The sequence below is a fragment of the Micromonospora sp. NPDC023869 genome, from assembly GCF_055559695.1.
Map to the genome: position 1 here is coordinate 230,933 of NZ_JBVHKD010000001.1, position 13,529 is coordinate 244,461.

Below are 13,529 nucleotides of genomic sequence, written 5' to 3' on the forward strand. Positions count from 1 at the left end.
GGCGAAAGGTGCGCGGCGACTCCGATGTTCGGTCGGAAAGTTTCAGGCGCCGTCGTCGGCCTTGGCCTCGTCCTGCTCCTTGCCCAACCGCGCCTCGACTGCCTGCGGCTCGTACATCTCCTCGACCACACGCAGGTAGAGCTCGTTGGGGTTGGGCAGGTTCTTGACCTCGCGCAGCGCCTGCTCCTGACCGGCCGACTCCAGCACGAAGGTGCCGTAGTTGAGCGCCCGCCCGGCCGGCGTCTGCTCGTACTTCATGTCGGTGACCCGGACCAGCGGCATCATCGCGACGCGCCGGGTGATGATGCCGTTGACGACCATCACCCGTTTGTTGGTCAGGATGAACCGGTCGTACCACCAGTCGGCGACCTTCCAGGCCACCCAGCCCATCACACCGAACCAGAGGAGTACGGCGATCGTGGTGAGCGCACCGACGTTCTGCCCGGCGAGGAAGCCGGAGAGGTAGCCGAGCACGAAGGTGGCGGCGATCCCGACCAGGATCGGGGTGACGAGGTGGATCCAGTGCCGCTTCCACTCGCCCCGGTAACGCTCGGTCGGGAAGAGATAGCGGGCGACCAGTGAGCTGGGTTCGTCCTCCAGCGGCAGCACCCGTCGGGGTGTCATGCCACTGGCGTCGGAGCGCAGCCCGGCCAGTTCCTCCTCGGAGATCTGCGGGGGCTGGTAGCCGCCCTCGGGATCTCGCACCCAGGCTCGCTCGGAGCGTGCCTCCCCGGCGTAGGCCGGGCCGTCGCCGTAGCCGGCGTCGTCGGAGAAGGCGGGCCCGTCGGAGAGCCGCGCACCGGACCCGAAGCCCGGACCGTCGTCAGGATCGATCCGGGGTATCGGCTCGGTGTCGCGTTCCCGGCGCGCCCGGTCCGGGTCGTCGGGGTCGAAGGGTGGGCCGGAGGGGCTTCCCATCGGAGGCTAGGCGACCAGGCTGGTGAAGAAGTCGCCGAAGCCTTGAGCGATATCCATGATCCCGCCGCCCAAAGACTTGAACACGTCCGCGGCAGAATTTGGCCGGTAGGCGACGAAGAAGATCAAGAAAGCGATACCGGCCCAGGTGAGGACCTTCTTGACCATGGCGGGCCATCCTCTCGCACGGCGCCGGGTTCCAGTTACCGCAGCGGCACCCAGAGTATCAGCGTGGTGTCTTACCGTGAATATCTGCGTCCGTTCTCCGACATTCCGGGGGGCCGTCAGGCCTTCCCGTGCAGGTACGGAGATGGTGCGCCGTACACGAGTTCGGGCGGCGTCCACTCGACCAGGTCGTGCAAGACCACGTCCTCGGCGAGCAGATGCCCCGCACTCGCCGGCCAGGCTATCGCATACAGCCACATTCCCCGAGCCTCGCCGGCGTACGCGCTTCGATCTGTCAGTGAACTCACGAGCCACAGTGGAGTGGGATGACCACCCACCCGGATTCCCGCGCGCCCGACATGACCGGGATGCCCAGGACCGGGCTCGGTCAACGCCTCCGCCAACTCGGGCCCGGCATCCGGCCCGGGAACACCCGCGTACCTGGTGCCCAGCCCGACGCCCGGCTCCTCGGCCACGAAGACCAGATCGGCCGGTCCACCACCGAGCGGCGCCGGGCCGGCACAGGCGACGGCGGTGGCGCGTACTCCGATCCGATCGTCGCCGGCCCACGCCACGCCGGTGGTGGTCCAGCCCGGAGGCAGCGGCCACGGACACCACAGCGGGACCGGCGGTTGCTCCGGTTGCGCCACCGACTGGATCCGCTCCACCACGCTGGCCACGATCTCGGCGCCGATGTTCTCGGGTACGTGTAACGGCGCCACCGGCCCGCAGTCCGGGCAGCGCGACTCGGCGTGCATCAGGTCCGGTGCCCGCACGGACCCCCCACATCTGGGACAACTCACCGCAACAGTCACCACTCCACCGTCGTCCTGTCCGGCCGAGCCGTCAAGCGGAGCGGCGCCTTTGCCCGGCGTGGCGCGTCGTCGAACCACCGCCGGCGGGCCGCCGGAGTGCGCCGTGACAGCGGTTCAGCCCGGCAGCGGCTCAGCCCGGCGGCGGACCGGCGTGCGCGCGGATCCAGGCGTGCATGGCGATCCCGCTCGCCACGCCCGCGTTGATGGATCGCGTCGAGCCGTACTGGGCGATGGAGAAGAGCTGGTCGCAGGCGGCCCGTGCGGCGTCGGAGAGACCGGGACCCTCCTGACCGAACAGCAGGACGCAGCGCCGGGGCAGCGTGGTGGTCTCCATCGGACGCGAGCCGGGCAGATTGTCGATGCCGACCAGCGACAGGCCCTGCATGGTCGCCCAGCCGGCGAACTGCTCGATCGTCTCGTGGTGTCGTACGTGCTGGTACCGGTCGGTCACCATGGCGCCGCGCCGGTTCCACCGGCGGCGGCCGACGATGTGCACCTCGGCGGCGAGGAAGGCGTTGGCGTTGCGGACCACCGTGCCGATGTTGAAGTCGTGCTGCCAGTTCTCGATGGCCACGTGGAAGTCGTGCCGCCGCCGGTCCAGGTCGGCGACCACCGCCTCGCGCCGCCAGTACCGGTAGCGGTCGACCACGTTGCGCCGGTCGCCCTCGGCGAGCAGCTCCGGGTCGTAGCGGGGGTCGTCCGGCGGGTCGCCGGGCCACGGGCCCACGCCGACGTCGAATTGCTCACCGGTCACGACCACGCAGGGTACGCGCGCCGCCGCGCCGGTTTCGGCGCGGCCCTGACGCCAGGGCGAGGTGCGGGGTTCAGCGCAGGGCGAGCGCGCCGCCGAGCCGGTCCAGGAAGCGGCGGTCGGCCGGATCCAACGCCGCGTCCGGCACCACCGCCGACGCGGTACGGCACACCCGGGCACCCACCGACTGCACCCACTGCCGGTACGCCGCCGAGTCCGCCGGGTCGGCCCGCCGCTCCAGCACCCGCACCGCCGTCCGGCACGCCGCGAGCAGGTCCGCGCCGTCGCCGGGGCCCACACCGGTCTCCGGCGCGCCATCGTGGCGCGCGTAGATGGCGGCCACCACCGCTCGGATGAGATCACTGTCGAAGACCCGGCCGGCCGCCACCGCGTCCAGACCGGCGAGGCCGGCGGCCACCGACGGGTACGCGTGCCCCGGACCGGACCGGGCGGCGACCACGATCACCCGGCCGGGCAGCCCGGTGAGCAACTCCCACTCGGTGGCGGAATAGCCCGCGGCGATCGTGACCTGCGCGCTGCGCTCGCTCATCTGCGGGACCTCCGGCTCCGAGCATATGTGCCGGCTCGGTCCGGAGTCAGGAAGAAGAGCCGTTCTGCGGTGGCCGCGCCGGGTCGGACTCAGCGGTCAAAACCGGGGCCGGACGCAATGAGCGGCGGGGCCCTCCCCGGCACCCGCCGCCCACGCTCTGATGCTTCAAGATTCTGCCGTACGACCCTCCGACTGCACAGAGACCGGGGTCACATTTATCTTTTCGTTACATTACGCAAAGTGACCAAACATCCGCCCAGAAGGGATCTCCGCAGGTCGAATCGGTGCTCGTCAACGCCAAAGTTACCGTGTCGTAGCAGTAACTGGCCTTGATCTCCTTGGAACCGCTCCCATCACACCCGGTCACGCAATTGCGACGTGCATTTGCGATCTGCGGACGCACGACAAGACCGATGACGATCGATGCGGACAAAGGCTCCCAAGGCGGCCAGGACCGGGTTTTGGTGGCACCCCGGCGGGAATGCGTCGGGGTACGGTCGGGTTCCACCAGGCGTAGACGTTCCGCGTGATCGGAGAGATAGACATGGCAACCGTCGAGCTGACCACGGCTAACTTCGACCAGGTGACCGAGAGCGACGGCATCGTGCTGGTCGACTTCTGGGCCGAGTGGTGCGGTCCGTGCAAGCGGTTCGCCCCGGTCTACGAGCGCTCCTCGGACAAGCACCCGGAGATCACCTTCGGCAAGGTGGACACCGAGGCGCAGCAGGGCCTCGCCGCCAAGTTCGACATCCGCTCCATCCCGACGATCATGGCCATCCGCGACGGCGTGATCGTCTTCGCGCAGCCCGGCGCGCTGCCCGAGTCTGCCCTGGAGAACCTCATCGAGCAGGTCCAGGCGCTCGACATGGACGACGTCCGCAAGAAGCTCGCCGAGCACAACCACTGACCTCCCCCGCCGACGGCCGGGCCTCCGACACCGGGGGCCCGGCCGTCGGCGCTTCTGCTCACCGCCACCGGCCCGCTCGTCACATCTGCGACACAGGCCGGTCGGCGGGAGCCGTACCAGGGCCTCCGTGCCGTATCTTCGGCACCCGATGGATGCGTTGACGAACCACGGCCGCGCGATCCGGGTGGCGGCCACCGCACTCGGCCTGACTCTCCTGCTCGCCGGGACGGCCTGGGGCGACGACGACCACTTCCCGTTCGGGCCCTTCCGGATGTACTCCACCTCGGACCCGGCCGACGCCGACGCCCCGGACACCCGGGTGGAGGGCGTGGACACCACCGGCACCGTGGTCGACCTCGGCGAGCGGGCGACCGGCATCCGCCGCGCCGAGATCGAGGGCCAGCAGGCCCAGTACGCCGCCGACCCGAGCCGACTGCGCGAGGTCGCCGACGCGTACGCCCGGCGTCAACCCGACGCGCCTCGACTGACCGAGGTCCGGATCGTGATCCGGTGGCACGACATCACCGACCGCCGCCCCACCGGACTGTGGTCCGACGAGACGGTCGTGCGCTGGCAGGTGAACCCGTGATCCGTTGGCTGACCGAGGCGGTGCCCCGCGGCCGGGTGGCCGCCTTCCGCACCCTGGTCTATCTCTTCGTCGCCGCCGACCTGGTCGTCTTCACCCCCTGGGTACGCGCCAAGGTGGACGTGCCCGGCGACATGTACCAGCCGTTGTTCGTCGGCCGCCTCCTGCCGCTGCCCACGCCCAACCCGGCACTGGTCGGCATCGTCTTCTGGGCCCTGCTGGTGCTCGCCCTGGTCGCCGCCAGCGGACGGGCGCCCCGGCTGCTCGGCTGGACGGTCTTCGCCCTCTACTTCCAGTGGATGATCGTCGCGATGAGCTACGGGAAGGTGGACCACGACCGGTTCGCCCTGCTCGTCGCGCTCGCGGTGCTACCGACCGCAGGCCGCGCCCGACACGGGGACGCCACGCCCACCGAGGCCGGCGGCTGGGCCCTGCGGGTCACCCAGATCGCCGTGATCTGCACCTATTTCCTCGCCGCCCTGGCCAAGTTCCGCTTCGGCGGCCTGGACTGGGCGACCGGCTCGGTGCTGGCGAAGGCGATCATCCGTCGGGGCACCGACCTGGCCGACCTGCTCGCACAGGTGCCCCACCTGCTGCTCGTGGCGCAGTTCGGCATCCTCGCCTTCGAGCTGCTCAGCCCGGCGATCTTCGTACTACCGGCGCGCTGGCGGCACGCCACGGTCGGCTTCTTCTACTCGTTCCACCTGATCACCATCGCCACCATCACCATCTCGTTCGCGCCGCACCTGGTCGCCATGACCAGCTTCCTGCCGCTGGAGAAGGTCCGTCCGATCCTCCTGGCACGACGACTGATGACCCGCCGGAGCACGACCGATCGCGCCGCGCCGGACGTGGGGATCAGCACGCCACCGCCGCCGCGCGCCGGGACGTCGCCGACGACGTCCGGGACTACGCCGGCCGACGGACCGTAGCGACGCGGTCGCGCGCTCCGAGGCTCAACCCGCCGACGGACCGTAGAGGCGGTCGCGCGTCTCCTGGGGCAGGGAGCAGGCGGCCGTACCGCCGGGCATCCGGTGCCGGTTGCGGGCCACCCAGCGGTACGCCGGCCAGGCGGCGGCGCGTACCGGCGGGAACCGCAGCCCGGCCCCGGCGATCCGCCAGAGTCGGCCGCTGCCGGCCAGCAGCGCGGCGATGGCGTCCGGACCGGCGGCCCGGTGTCCGTCGTCGCCGACCCACTGCACCGCCTCCTCGCACTCGGCCTCGGTCAGCCCGAGCCGATCCAGGTCGGCGAACTGCCAGGGCAGCACCGTCGCGCCGGTCGGAATCCGACTCTCGATGAACTCGGCACAGCGGGTGCAGAACGCGCAGTCCCCGTCGTAGACGAAGGTCGACCTCTCCATACCTGCCATCCTGCCCCGCCACCGGCCCGTGCACACCAGGGTGTCCGGCGCGCCACTTGCACCACTGTCGTACGTGTGTTCGAATGACGGTCATGCGCTGGGAGAACCTCGCCGCTCCCCCGGACGAGGGAGATCCCGGAAGGGCAGCGCCAGCGACGCCACCCCTGCCGCTGGCGCTGCCCGACGCGGTCGTGCGCACCTTCGACACCCCCGGCTTCGCCGGCATGACCTTCTACGAGGTACGCGCCAAGTCCATCCTGAACAAGGTCCCCGGCACCTCCCGCGTCCCGTTCGAGTGGACGATCAACCCGTACCGGGGATGCAGCCATGCTTGTTTATACTGTTTTGCACGAAATACCCATACCTATCTGGACTTCGATGCCGGGGCGGACTTCGACCGGCAGGTGGTCGTCAAGGTCAACGCCGGTGAGTTGGTCCGGCGCGAGTTGGCCGCGCCGCGCTGGCGGGGCGCGCACCTGGCGATGGGCACCAACGTCGACTGCTACCAGCGGGCCGAGGGCCGATACCACCTCATGCCACCGATCATCGAGGCGCTGCGCGACTTCGCGAACCCGTTCTCGATCCTCACCAAGGGCACGCTGATCCTGCGTGACCTGCCGCTGTTGCGGCAGGCGGCCGAGGTCACCCGGGTCAGCGTGTCGTTCTCGGTGGGCTTCGTCGACGAGCGGCTGTGGCGGTCGGTCGAGCCCGGCACCCCGAGCCCCCGACGGCGACTCGACGCCGTACGCCAACTCGCCGACGCCGGCTTCGCGGTGGGGGTGCTGATGGCGCCGATCCTGCCCGGCCTCAGCGACTCCGACGAGTCGATCGACGCCACCGTGGCCGCGATCGCCGCCGCCGGTGCGGCCAGCGTGACGCCGCTCCCGCTGCACCTGCGTCCCGGCGCCCGCGAGTGGTACGCGCGCTGGCTCGCCCGGGAGCATCCCGACCTGGTTCCCCGCTACCGGGAGCTGTACCGGGCGGGCGCCTACGCCCCGCAGTCCTACCAGCGGGAGCTGACCGCACGGGTTCGCATCGCCGCACGGCGGCACGGGCTGCACCGGCCGGACGCCGGTGAGCACCGTCAGGTGGCCACGCCGGCCCCACCCGCCCCCGAACAGCTCAGCCTGCTCTGACAGCCTTTCGGGCACGGATAGAGTCGGCTGGTGCGTACCGCTCAGCAGATCCTCGCCGACTCCGCCGTGATCGCCGTCGTGGGCGCGTCCCGCGACCCGAGCAAGGCCGCGCACGCCGTACCGGCCGAAATGCAGCGGTACGGATGGCGGATCATCCCGGTCAACCCGACCGCCGACGAGTTGTTCGGCGAGCCGGTGTACCGCTCCCTGGCCGACATCCCGCACCCGGTCGACCTGGTCGACGTGTTCCGCCCGGCGGAGGACGCCATCGAGGTGGTCCGCCAAGCGGTGGCGATCGGCGCCCCGGCGGTCTGGTTGCAGCTCGGCATCGTCTCCGCGCAGGCACGGGAGATCGCGGAGCAGGCCGGCATCGACTACGTCGAGGACCGCTGCCTGATCGTCGAGCGTGCCGCCGCCGGCCTGACCCGACTCGCCTGACCCGGCTGAGCTGCCCCCCGCTGGGCTGACCCGACTGGGCTGCCCCCGCTGGGCTGACCCGGCTCGCCTGACCGGGTGGGCTGACCCGGGTGGCCGGCTCTGCAGACCGATCCGGATGGGGCTGACTCTGAGGGGCTGATCCGAACTGGGCGGAACTGGGCTGCACTGACCCGCTCAGCCGATACGGCCGGTTGAGACGGCTGGGACGTCAGATGCGATCGGGCCGGCCGCCGTCGGATCCGGGTGGTGGCCCTCGACGACTGTTGTGCCGGGCACGGGCACGGGCACGGGCACGGGCACGGGCACGGGCACGGGCACTATCGAGCTGAGAGCGAAGACGGATCGCGCTGTCCAGGCCGCTGGTCGACCCAGGGCAGTGACCGCAAAAACGACTCAGCTCGACAGCGAGCCCGCAGGACACCGTGGGGACAACCAGCCCGGAGCCGCGACCGCACAAACGGCTCAGCTCGACAGGGAGCCCGAAGGACACCCATGAGACGGCCGGCCCGAAACGGCGACGGCACGAACGATCCCGCTCGGCAGCGATTCCCGGGGACGATCGGGGCGGACCCCTTCCTGACAACCGTAGGGACAGGGTCCATCACTGCGGGTAACGTCGAGAAACGTGAGCCAGCCACCGGAGCCGGACCAGCCACCGTCGCCCTACGAGCCGCCGCCGGGCGGCCAACAGCCGCCGTACGGCCCGCCCTCGGGTGAGCAGTATGGGCAGCCGGCCTACGGGCAGCCGTCGTACGAGCATCCGGGGCAGCCGCCGCACGGGCCGCAGTGGGGGCAGCAGCCGCCGTACGCGCCGCAGGGCCCCTACGGGCAGTACGGACCGCCGTCACCACATCCGGGCGGAGGCGGAGGTGGCTATGGCGGTGGCGGTGGCGGTGGCGGCACCAACGTGCTCGCGATCCTGTCGCTGGTCTTCGCGTTCGTCTTCGCCCCGGCCGGCATCGCCCTCGGTCATCTGGCCAAGCGTCAACTCCGCACCAGCGGCGAGGACGGCGACCAGCTCGCCACCTGGGGGCTGGTGCTCAGCTACATCTTCACCGGCCTCTACCTGGTGGCCTGCTGCGGCTGGTTGGCGCTGGTCGTCTGGGCCGGATCGAGCGGCACGAACACCTGACCACGGCCACCCGAATGCCTGGGCGCGGTCAGCGGAACTGCGACTCCCGCACGCTGTTGCCGCCGTCGACCACCAGCATCTGCCCGGTGATGTACGACGCCGCCGGTGAGCAGAGGAAGGTGATCGCGGCGGCCACCTCGTCGGGGGTGCCGGGACGCCCGACCGGGGTCCCCAGACCTTGCTTGATCTCGGCCATCGTGGAGGCGGCGGTGTAGATGGTGCCGGGCGCGACCGCGTTGACGGTCACCCCGTCGGCGATCATCTCCATGGCCAGGGCCCGGGTCAGGCCCACCACGCCGGCCTTGGCCGCCGCGTACGCCGCTTCGGTGGGCAGGGCGTTGACCGGCCCGGCGGTGGCCGCCAGGTTGACGATGCGACCCCAGCCGCGTTCGGCCATCCCGCCGATGAAGGCCCGGCTGCACAGGAACGCGGTGGTCAGGTTCCGGTCGATCTCGGCCCGCCACTCCTCGTAGCTGAGCTGGGCGACCGGCCGCAGCACCTCCGGGCTCGCCCGGCTGGCCAGCCCGGCGTTGTTGACCAGGACCTCCACGTCGCCGAGCTGCTCGGCGACGGCGTCGGCCAGCGCGCCGACCTCCGACTCGTCGGTGAGGTCGGCGACGAAGCCGGTCACCCCGAGTTCACCGGCCCGCTCGTGGATGCGCCGTGTGGTGGAGACGATCGCCACCCGGGCGCCGAGGTCGGTCAGCCGACGGGCGGTGGCGTACCCGATGCCGTCCGGGCTGCCGGCCCCCGTCACCAGGGCGACCTTGCCGTCCAGCCGCATGGTCACCGGCTCGGGCAGCGGTGCCGGCGCGTCGTCGTCCGCCGCGTTCGGTGTGGCGACCGGGCGGGGGCGTCGGGCCACACCCGGCCGGCTCACGTCCCGCCTCGGTCTGCTGCCGGAACGGTCCGCCGCGCGCGCGTCAATCCCCATGCCGCGATCCTGCCTGCTGCCGCCGTGCCGGGCAACGCGCACCCGCTGTCGGGCGCGTCGCGGCCTACCCGGCGGTGGCTACCCTGACTGCCACAACATCGCGACGGAAGTGAGCCCGATGACACAGCCCCCACCGGCCGGCGGCTGGCCCGACCCCGCGTCGGCCGGTCAGCCTTCCGGTCCGCCGGTCGATCCTCTCCTGTCGGTCCCCTCGCAGCCCGCCGGGTACGACCCGTACCGGCCGGCCGATCCCTACCCGCCGATCGACCAGTACGCCGCGAAGTCCGACCTCCCGCCGGCTCCGGCGCAGTACCCGCCCGCCGGCTACCCGCCGCCGGTGCAGCCTGGCTACGGCTACGGCTACCCGCCGCGGAGCACCAACTCGCTGGCCCTGGTGGCCCTGATTCTCTCGTTGATCGGGATCGGCTCGTGCGTCACCGCTCCGATCGGCGCGATCATGGGGCATGTGGCCATGCGCCAGATCCGGGAGACCGGCGAGGAGGGCGAGGGGATGGCGAAGGCGGCCATCATCGTCGGCTGGATCCTCACCGCCTTCATCGGACTGGCGGTGCTCGCCTACGTGTCGATCTTCATCATCTGGGCCACCAGCGTGACCACCGTCTGAACAGGTCGGCCCGCCCCGGCCACAACTCGGGGCGGGCGGACGGTCCGACAGTCGTCAGATCGGTGGGAAGTCGAGGTACAGCGAGATCGGCGATCACGGTAATCTCGTGCCGTGACCGGGGTGGATGGACCTGCGGATGATCTGACCGGCCGTCGACTCGTGCTGGTGACCGGAGCGAGTTCCGGAATCGGGTTGGCTGCGGCGATCGACCTGGCGCGCCGTGGTGACCGGCTGGTGCTCGTCGGGCGGGACCCGGCCCGGCTGCGGGCCGCCGCCGACGAGGTACGCGAGGCGTCCGGTGAGCGTCCCGAGACGTTCCGTGCCGACTTCGCGGCCCTCGACGACGTACGCCGGTTGGCCGAGCAGGTGCGGGCCGCGTACGACCGGATCGACGTGTTGGCCAACAACGCGGGTGCGATCGTGCTCCAACCGATCACCACGGTCGACGGTTTCGAGCTGTCCATCCAGGCCAACCATCTGGCGCCGTTCCTGCTCAGCAACCTTTTGGCCGACCGGGTCGGGCGGATGGTGGTGACCGCCTCCGGCGCGCACCGCAGCGGTTCGCTGGACCCTGACGACCTGAACCGGCCGCTGCGGCGGTACCGCCCGATGGGCGCGTACGGCACCAGCAAGCAGGCCAACATCCTGTTCACGGCCGAGGCGGCCCGGCGGTGGTCCGCGGTCGACTCGTACTGCTTCCATCCCGGTGTGGTGCGGACCCGGTTCGGCAGCGACAGCCGGCTGGTCGCGTTGGGCATGCGGTTGTTGCCGCTGCGCGGTCCGGTCAAGGGGGCGCAGACGCTGGTGTGGCTGGCCAACCAGGACCGGTCCCGCCTGATCGGCGGCGGCTACTACTTCGACTGCCGACCGCGCCGTCCGCTGCGCAAGGCGTCCGATCCGCAGCTCGCGGCCCGACTCTGGGCGGCCAGCGCGGCAGCGGTCGGCCTGCCCGCCTAGCGGCTGACCCGGCGGGCGGACCGGGCGCTGGTGAGCACCACCACTGCGACCCCGACCAGCAGCAGGAGCAGGCCGGGCACGCTGGACGCGGCGGGCAGCTGCCCCAGCCAGGCCCAACCGAGCAGGGCGGCGCCGGGGGCCTCCAGCAGGATCAGCACGCTGACCGTGGTGGCCGGGATCCGTCGCAGCGCGTAGCTGAACATCGAGTGGCCGAGCAGTTGGGCCCCGGCGACCAGCGCGATCACGGCGAGCCAGGTGCCGGTGTCGAAGCCGCCCAACGGCACCCGGCCGACCAGGCAGACCACCAGCAGGACGAGTCCACACACCGCGTAGCAGATGGTCGTGTAGGTGGCGGTGCTGACGGTGACCCGGGCCCGCTCGCCGAGCGCGGTGTAGATCGCCCCGAACAGGCCACCGGCCAGAGCCAGCAGGTCACCGGCGAAGGCGGCGCCGGAGACGGTGAAGTCGGCACCGGTGGCCAGGACCGCGCCGAGCACCGCCACCCCGATGCCGGCCCACACGCCCAGCGGCAGTCGGCGGCCCTGGAGGCGGGCGATCAGCCCCTGCCAGACCGGCTGGGTGGCGACCAGGGCGGTCGCGGCGGCGACGGTGGTGAGCTTCGCACTCGGCATCCAGGTGGCGAAGTGTGCGGCCAACGCGACCCCGGAGAGTGCGCAGAAGATGCCCTGACGCCGGTTCGCGCCGGTCAGCAGTGAGCGGAACTCGGTCCGTCGACGGGTGAGCGCGTACGGGCTCAGCACGGCGACCGAGAGCACGTTGCGCCAGAAGGCGAGGGCCAGTGCAGGCGCGGCGGCGAACGCGATCAGCGGCGCGGACGAGGAGACGGCCACCACGGCGATGGCGAGTGCGCCGGTGGTCAGCAGGTCGACCGGGGGACGGTGTGGTTCGGGTGGCACGAGACGCAATCCTCACACGACCGCGATGACCACTTTCCGTCAGCGGTCCGTTACGATCATGCGCAGCCCGTCGGGACCCCCCTCACCCCGCCCGGAGGCGCTTCCCCATGCCCAGGTTCCAGGCGGTGCTGTTCGACTTCTTCGGCACGCTGACCCGTCCGGTCCAGCGCGGTCCCGGTCACCACGTCACCGCCCAGTTGCTCGGTTGTCCGCCGGAGACCTTCGTCGAGCTGCTCGACCGCACGTTCTACGAGCGCGCCGCCGGGCGCTTCGGCTCTGCGGAGGCGACCCTGCGCTGGTTGTGCGAGCAGGCCGGCGTACGGCCGACCGAGGAGGCGGTGCGGGCGGCGGCTGCGGCCCGGCTGGACGCCGTGCGTAGCGACACCCGGTTGCGGGACGAGGCGGTCCCGACGCTTCGCGCGTTGCGGGACCGGGGGATGCGGACCGGTGTGATCAGCGACTGTACGCACGAACTGCCGGTGCTCCTGCCGGAGTTGGCCGTGGCGCCGCTGCTCGACGTGCGGATCTACTCGGTGCAGGTGGGGCGTTGCAAGCCGGACGCGGCGTTGTACGTGGCGGCGTGCGCGCGACTGGGCCTGCGTCCGGAGGACTGCCTGTACGTGGGCGACGGCGGCAGTCAGGAGCTGAGCGGCGCGCGGCGGGCCGGGCTGAGCGCGGCCCGGTTGGCCGCCCCGGACCTGGTCGACCATCTGGTCTTCAACGTCGACACCGAGTGGACCGGTCGGGTGCTGGGCGCCCTCGGCGAGGTGATCGACCTGGTCGAGTCGGCGGAGGTGGACCGGCGGCAGCGGGTGCCGGCCGGGCGGGCCACACCGGTGACGGTGCCGTAGCGGCGGCGCTGCGGTCAGCGCCGTCGGACGCGGTGCAGCCGGAACGGCTTGCGGACGGCACGGATGGCCGGTGAGGGTCGGGGCGGTTCGGCGAGCGAGTCGGCGGGCAGGTCAGCGCCGTGGACGGGCGTGCCGCCGGGAGTCAGCCGGAGCAGTGCGCAGTCGTCGGCGGCCCAGCGGGCGACCAGGTCGACGGTGGCGCCCGGGGCGTTCAGCCGCTTGGCTCCGACCAGCGGGGCCAGGGTGTCCCACTCGTCGGTGCCGGGCCTCACCCGGGTCACCCGGGCGGGCCAGGTGACGATCGCGCCGCCGTGGTCGCCCCGGAGCGTCACCCGGGCCTCGTCGGCCTCGGCCAGTCCGGGCGCGCTCTGCTCCCCCGGGCCGCTGACCACGAACAGGGCGTTCTCCAGGGGCACGCACCACAGGGCGAGCGAGGGTCCGCCCGCCACCGCGACCCAGGCCACCAAGGCCTTCTTCATCGCCTCGGCG

At 71.7% G+C, this 13,529-nt stretch carries 18 protein-coding genes; 9 read left to right on the plus strand and 9 right to left on the minus strand.

Annotation, left to right across the window (positions count from 1 at the left end; all coding sequences use genetic code 11):
- Window positions 1-42 precede the first annotated feature (42 nt).
- The 5 genes from ACZ31C_RS01065 to ACZ31C_RS01085 form a co-directional block, all read right to left on the minus strand.
- Complete coding sequence (locus tag ACZ31C_RS01065; RefSeq protein WP_350695939.1) at window positions 43-918, minus strand: PH domain-containing protein; 876 nt, start codon at window positions 916-918, stop codon at window positions 43-45.
- Between the two features lie 6 nt (window positions 919-924).
- Window positions 925-1,083 (minus strand): hypothetical protein, encoded by a 159-nt coding sequence (locus tag ACZ31C_RS01070; protein WP_007455302.1) that lies wholly within the window; start codon window positions 1,081-1,083, stop codon window positions 925-927.
- Between the two features lie 116 nt (window positions 1,084-1,199).
- Window positions 1,200-1,898, minus strand: a complete 699-nt coding sequence (locus tag ACZ31C_RS01075) for a TFIIB-type zinc ribbon-containing protein (protein ID WP_350695941.1) — start codon at window positions 1,896-1,898, stop codon at window positions 1,200-1,202.
- A 127-nt stretch (window positions 1,899-2,025) separates the two neighbouring features.
- On the minus strand, window positions 2,026-2,649 hold the full coding sequence (locus ACZ31C_RS01080) for a TrmH family RNA methyltransferase (RefSeq protein WP_465793674.1): 624 nt from the start codon (window positions 2,647-2,649) through the stop codon (window positions 2,026-2,028).
- A 70-nt stretch (window positions 2,650-2,719) separates the two neighbouring features.
- Complete coding sequence (locus ACZ31C_RS01085) at window positions 2,720-3,196, minus strand: hypothetical protein (protein WP_465793675.1); 477 nt, start codon at window positions 3,194-3,196, stop codon at window positions 2,720-2,722.
- Window positions 3,197-3,740: 544 nt separating this feature from the next.
- Between ACZ31C_RS01085 and trxA the strand changes: the two genes are divergently transcribed.
- The 3 genes from trxA (at window position 3,741) to ACZ31C_RS01100 (ending at window position 5,621) form a co-directional block, all read left to right on the plus strand.
- Window positions 3,741-4,103: a thioredoxin gene (gene trxA / locus ACZ31C_RS01090; RefSeq protein ID WP_465793676.1), complete on the plus strand. Its 363-nt coding sequence runs from the start codon at window positions 3,741-3,743 to the stop codon at window positions 4,101-4,103.
- A gap of 148 nt (window positions 4,104-4,251) precedes the next feature.
- Window positions 4,252-4,692 (plus strand): hypothetical protein, encoded by a 441-nt coding sequence (locus tag ACZ31C_RS01095; RefSeq protein WP_350695945.1) that lies wholly within the window; start codon window positions 4,252-4,254, stop codon window positions 4,690-4,692.
- Complete coding sequence (locus ACZ31C_RS01100) at window positions 4,689-5,621, plus strand: MFS transporter permease (RefSeq protein ID WP_465793677.1); 933 nt, start codon at window positions 4,689-4,691, stop codon at window positions 5,619-5,621. Before ACZ31C_RS01095 ends, ACZ31C_RS01100 begins: the two co-directional genes overlap by 4 nt.
- Before the next feature lie 24 nt (window positions 5,622-5,645).
- Here ACZ31C_RS01100 and ACZ31C_RS01105 read toward each other — a convergent pair whose 3' ends face one another.
- Window positions 5,646-6,050: a thiol-disulfide oxidoreductase DCC family protein gene (locus ACZ31C_RS01105; protein ID WP_465793678.1), complete on the minus strand. Its 405-nt coding sequence runs from the start codon at window positions 6,048-6,050 to the stop codon at window positions 5,646-5,648.
- A 92-nt stretch (window positions 6,051-6,142) separates the two neighbouring features.
- Here ACZ31C_RS01105 and ACZ31C_RS01110 point away from each other — a divergent pair, with 92 nt between their 5' ends.
- The 3 genes from ACZ31C_RS01110 to ACZ31C_RS01120 all read left to right on the plus strand — a co-directional run bounded on the left by ACZ31C_RS01110 (window position 6,143) and on the right by ACZ31C_RS01120 (window position 8,756).
- Window positions 6,143-7,186, plus strand: coding sequence for an Rv2578c family radical SAM protein (locus ACZ31C_RS01110; protein WP_465793679.1), 1,044 nt, complete (start codon window positions 6,143-6,145; stop codon window positions 7,184-7,186).
- A 30-nt stretch (window positions 7,187-7,216) separates the two neighbouring features.
- Window positions 7,217-7,624, plus strand: coding sequence for a CoA-binding protein (locus ACZ31C_RS01115; protein ID WP_465793680.1), 408 nt, complete (start codon window positions 7,217-7,219; stop codon window positions 7,622-7,624).
- 625 nt (window positions 7,625-8,249) lie between these two features.
- Window positions 8,250-8,756: a DUF4190 domain-containing protein gene (locus ACZ31C_RS01120; protein WP_465793681.1), complete on the plus strand. Its 507-nt coding sequence runs from the start codon at window positions 8,250-8,252 to the stop codon at window positions 8,754-8,756.
- Between the two features lie 28 nt (window positions 8,757-8,784).
- On the opposite strand, the gene ACZ31C_RS01125 is transcribed toward ACZ31C_RS01120, so the two are convergent.
- Window positions 8,785-9,621 (minus strand): SDR family NAD(P)-dependent oxidoreductase, encoded by an 837-nt coding sequence (locus tag ACZ31C_RS01125; protein WP_396741486.1) that lies wholly within the window; start codon window positions 9,619-9,621, stop codon window positions 8,785-8,787.
- A gap of 187 nt (window positions 9,622-9,808) precedes the next feature.
- Between ACZ31C_RS01125 and ACZ31C_RS01130 the strand changes: the two genes are divergently transcribed.
- Both ACZ31C_RS01130 and ACZ31C_RS01135 read left to right on the plus strand, forming a co-directional pair.
- Window positions 9,809-10,315 carry a DUF4190 domain-containing protein gene (locus ACZ31C_RS01130; RefSeq protein ID WP_465793682.1) on the plus strand — a complete coding sequence of 169 codons (507 nt, stop codon included), beginning with the start codon at window positions 9,809-9,811 and terminating at the stop codon, window positions 10,313-10,315.
- A 111-nt stretch (window positions 10,316-10,426) separates the two neighbouring features.
- Window positions 10,427-11,272 (plus strand): SDR family NAD(P)-dependent oxidoreductase, encoded by an 846-nt coding sequence (locus ACZ31C_RS01135; RefSeq protein ID WP_465793683.1) that lies wholly within the window; start codon window positions 10,427-10,429, stop codon window positions 11,270-11,272.
- Here ACZ31C_RS01135 and ACZ31C_RS01140 read toward each other — a convergent pair.
- Window positions 11,269-12,189, minus strand: a complete 921-nt coding sequence (locus ACZ31C_RS01140; RefSeq protein WP_465793684.1) for a DMT family transporter — start codon at window positions 12,187-12,189, stop codon at window positions 11,269-11,271. The two genes, ACZ31C_RS01135 and ACZ31C_RS01140, sit on opposite strands and share 4 nt — an antisense overlap.
- A gap of 107 nt (window positions 12,190-12,296) precedes the next feature.
- Here ACZ31C_RS01140 and ACZ31C_RS01145 point away from each other — a divergent pair, with 107 nt between their 5' ends.
- A complete protein-coding gene (locus ACZ31C_RS01145) occupies window positions 12,297-13,040 on the plus strand; it encodes an HAD family hydrolase (RefSeq protein ID WP_465793685.1) in 744 nt (247 codons plus the stop codon).
- Window positions 13,041-13,054: 14 nt separating this feature from the next.
- On the opposite strand, the gene ACZ31C_RS01150 is transcribed toward ACZ31C_RS01145, so the two are convergent.
- A complete protein-coding gene (locus tag ACZ31C_RS01150) occupies window positions 13,055-13,519 on the minus strand; it encodes a hypothetical protein (protein ID WP_465794337.1) in 465 nt (154 codons plus the stop codon).
- Window positions 13,520-13,529: the final 10 nt, after the last annotated feature.

Coding starts and splice junctions, on each gene's coding strand:
- ACZ31C_RS01105 (WP_465793678.1), bottom strand. CDS start 6,050: ATGGAGAGGTCGACCTTCGTCTACGACGGGGACTGCGCGTTCTGCACC.
- ACZ31C_RS01070 (WP_007455302.1), bottom strand. CDS start 1,083: ATGGTCAAGAAGGTCCTCACCTGGGCCGGTATCGCTTTCTTGATCTTC.
- ACZ31C_RS01085 (WP_465793675.1), bottom strand. CDS start 3,196: ATGAGCGAGCGCAGCGCGCAGGTCACGATCGCCGCGGGCTATTCCGCC.
- trxA (WP_465793676.1), top strand. CDS start 3,741: ATGGCAACCGTCGAGCTGACCACGGCTAACTTCGACCAGGTGACCGAG.
- ACZ31C_RS01130 (WP_465793682.1), top strand. CDS start 9,809: ATGACACAGCCCCCACCGGCCGGCGGCTGGCCCGACCCCGCGTCGGCC.
- ACZ31C_RS01150 (WP_465794337.1), bottom strand. CDS start 13,519: ATGAAGAAGGCCTTGGTGGCCTGGGTCGCGGTGGCGGGCGGACCCTCG.
- ACZ31C_RS01145 (WP_465793685.1), top strand. CDS start 12,297: ATGCCCAGGTTCCAGGCGGTGCTGTTCGACTTCTTCGGCACGCTGACC.
- ACZ31C_RS01065 (WP_350695939.1), bottom strand. CDS start 918: ATGGGAAGCCCCTCCGGCCCACCCTTCGACCCCGACGACCCGGACCGG.
- ACZ31C_RS01110 (WP_465793679.1), top strand. CDS start 6,143: ATGCGCTGGGAGAACCTCGCCGCTCCCCCGGACGAGGGAGATCCCGGA.
- ACZ31C_RS01095 (WP_350695945.1), top strand. CDS start 4,252: ATGGATGCGTTGACGAACCACGGCCGCGCGATCCGGGTGGCGGCCACC.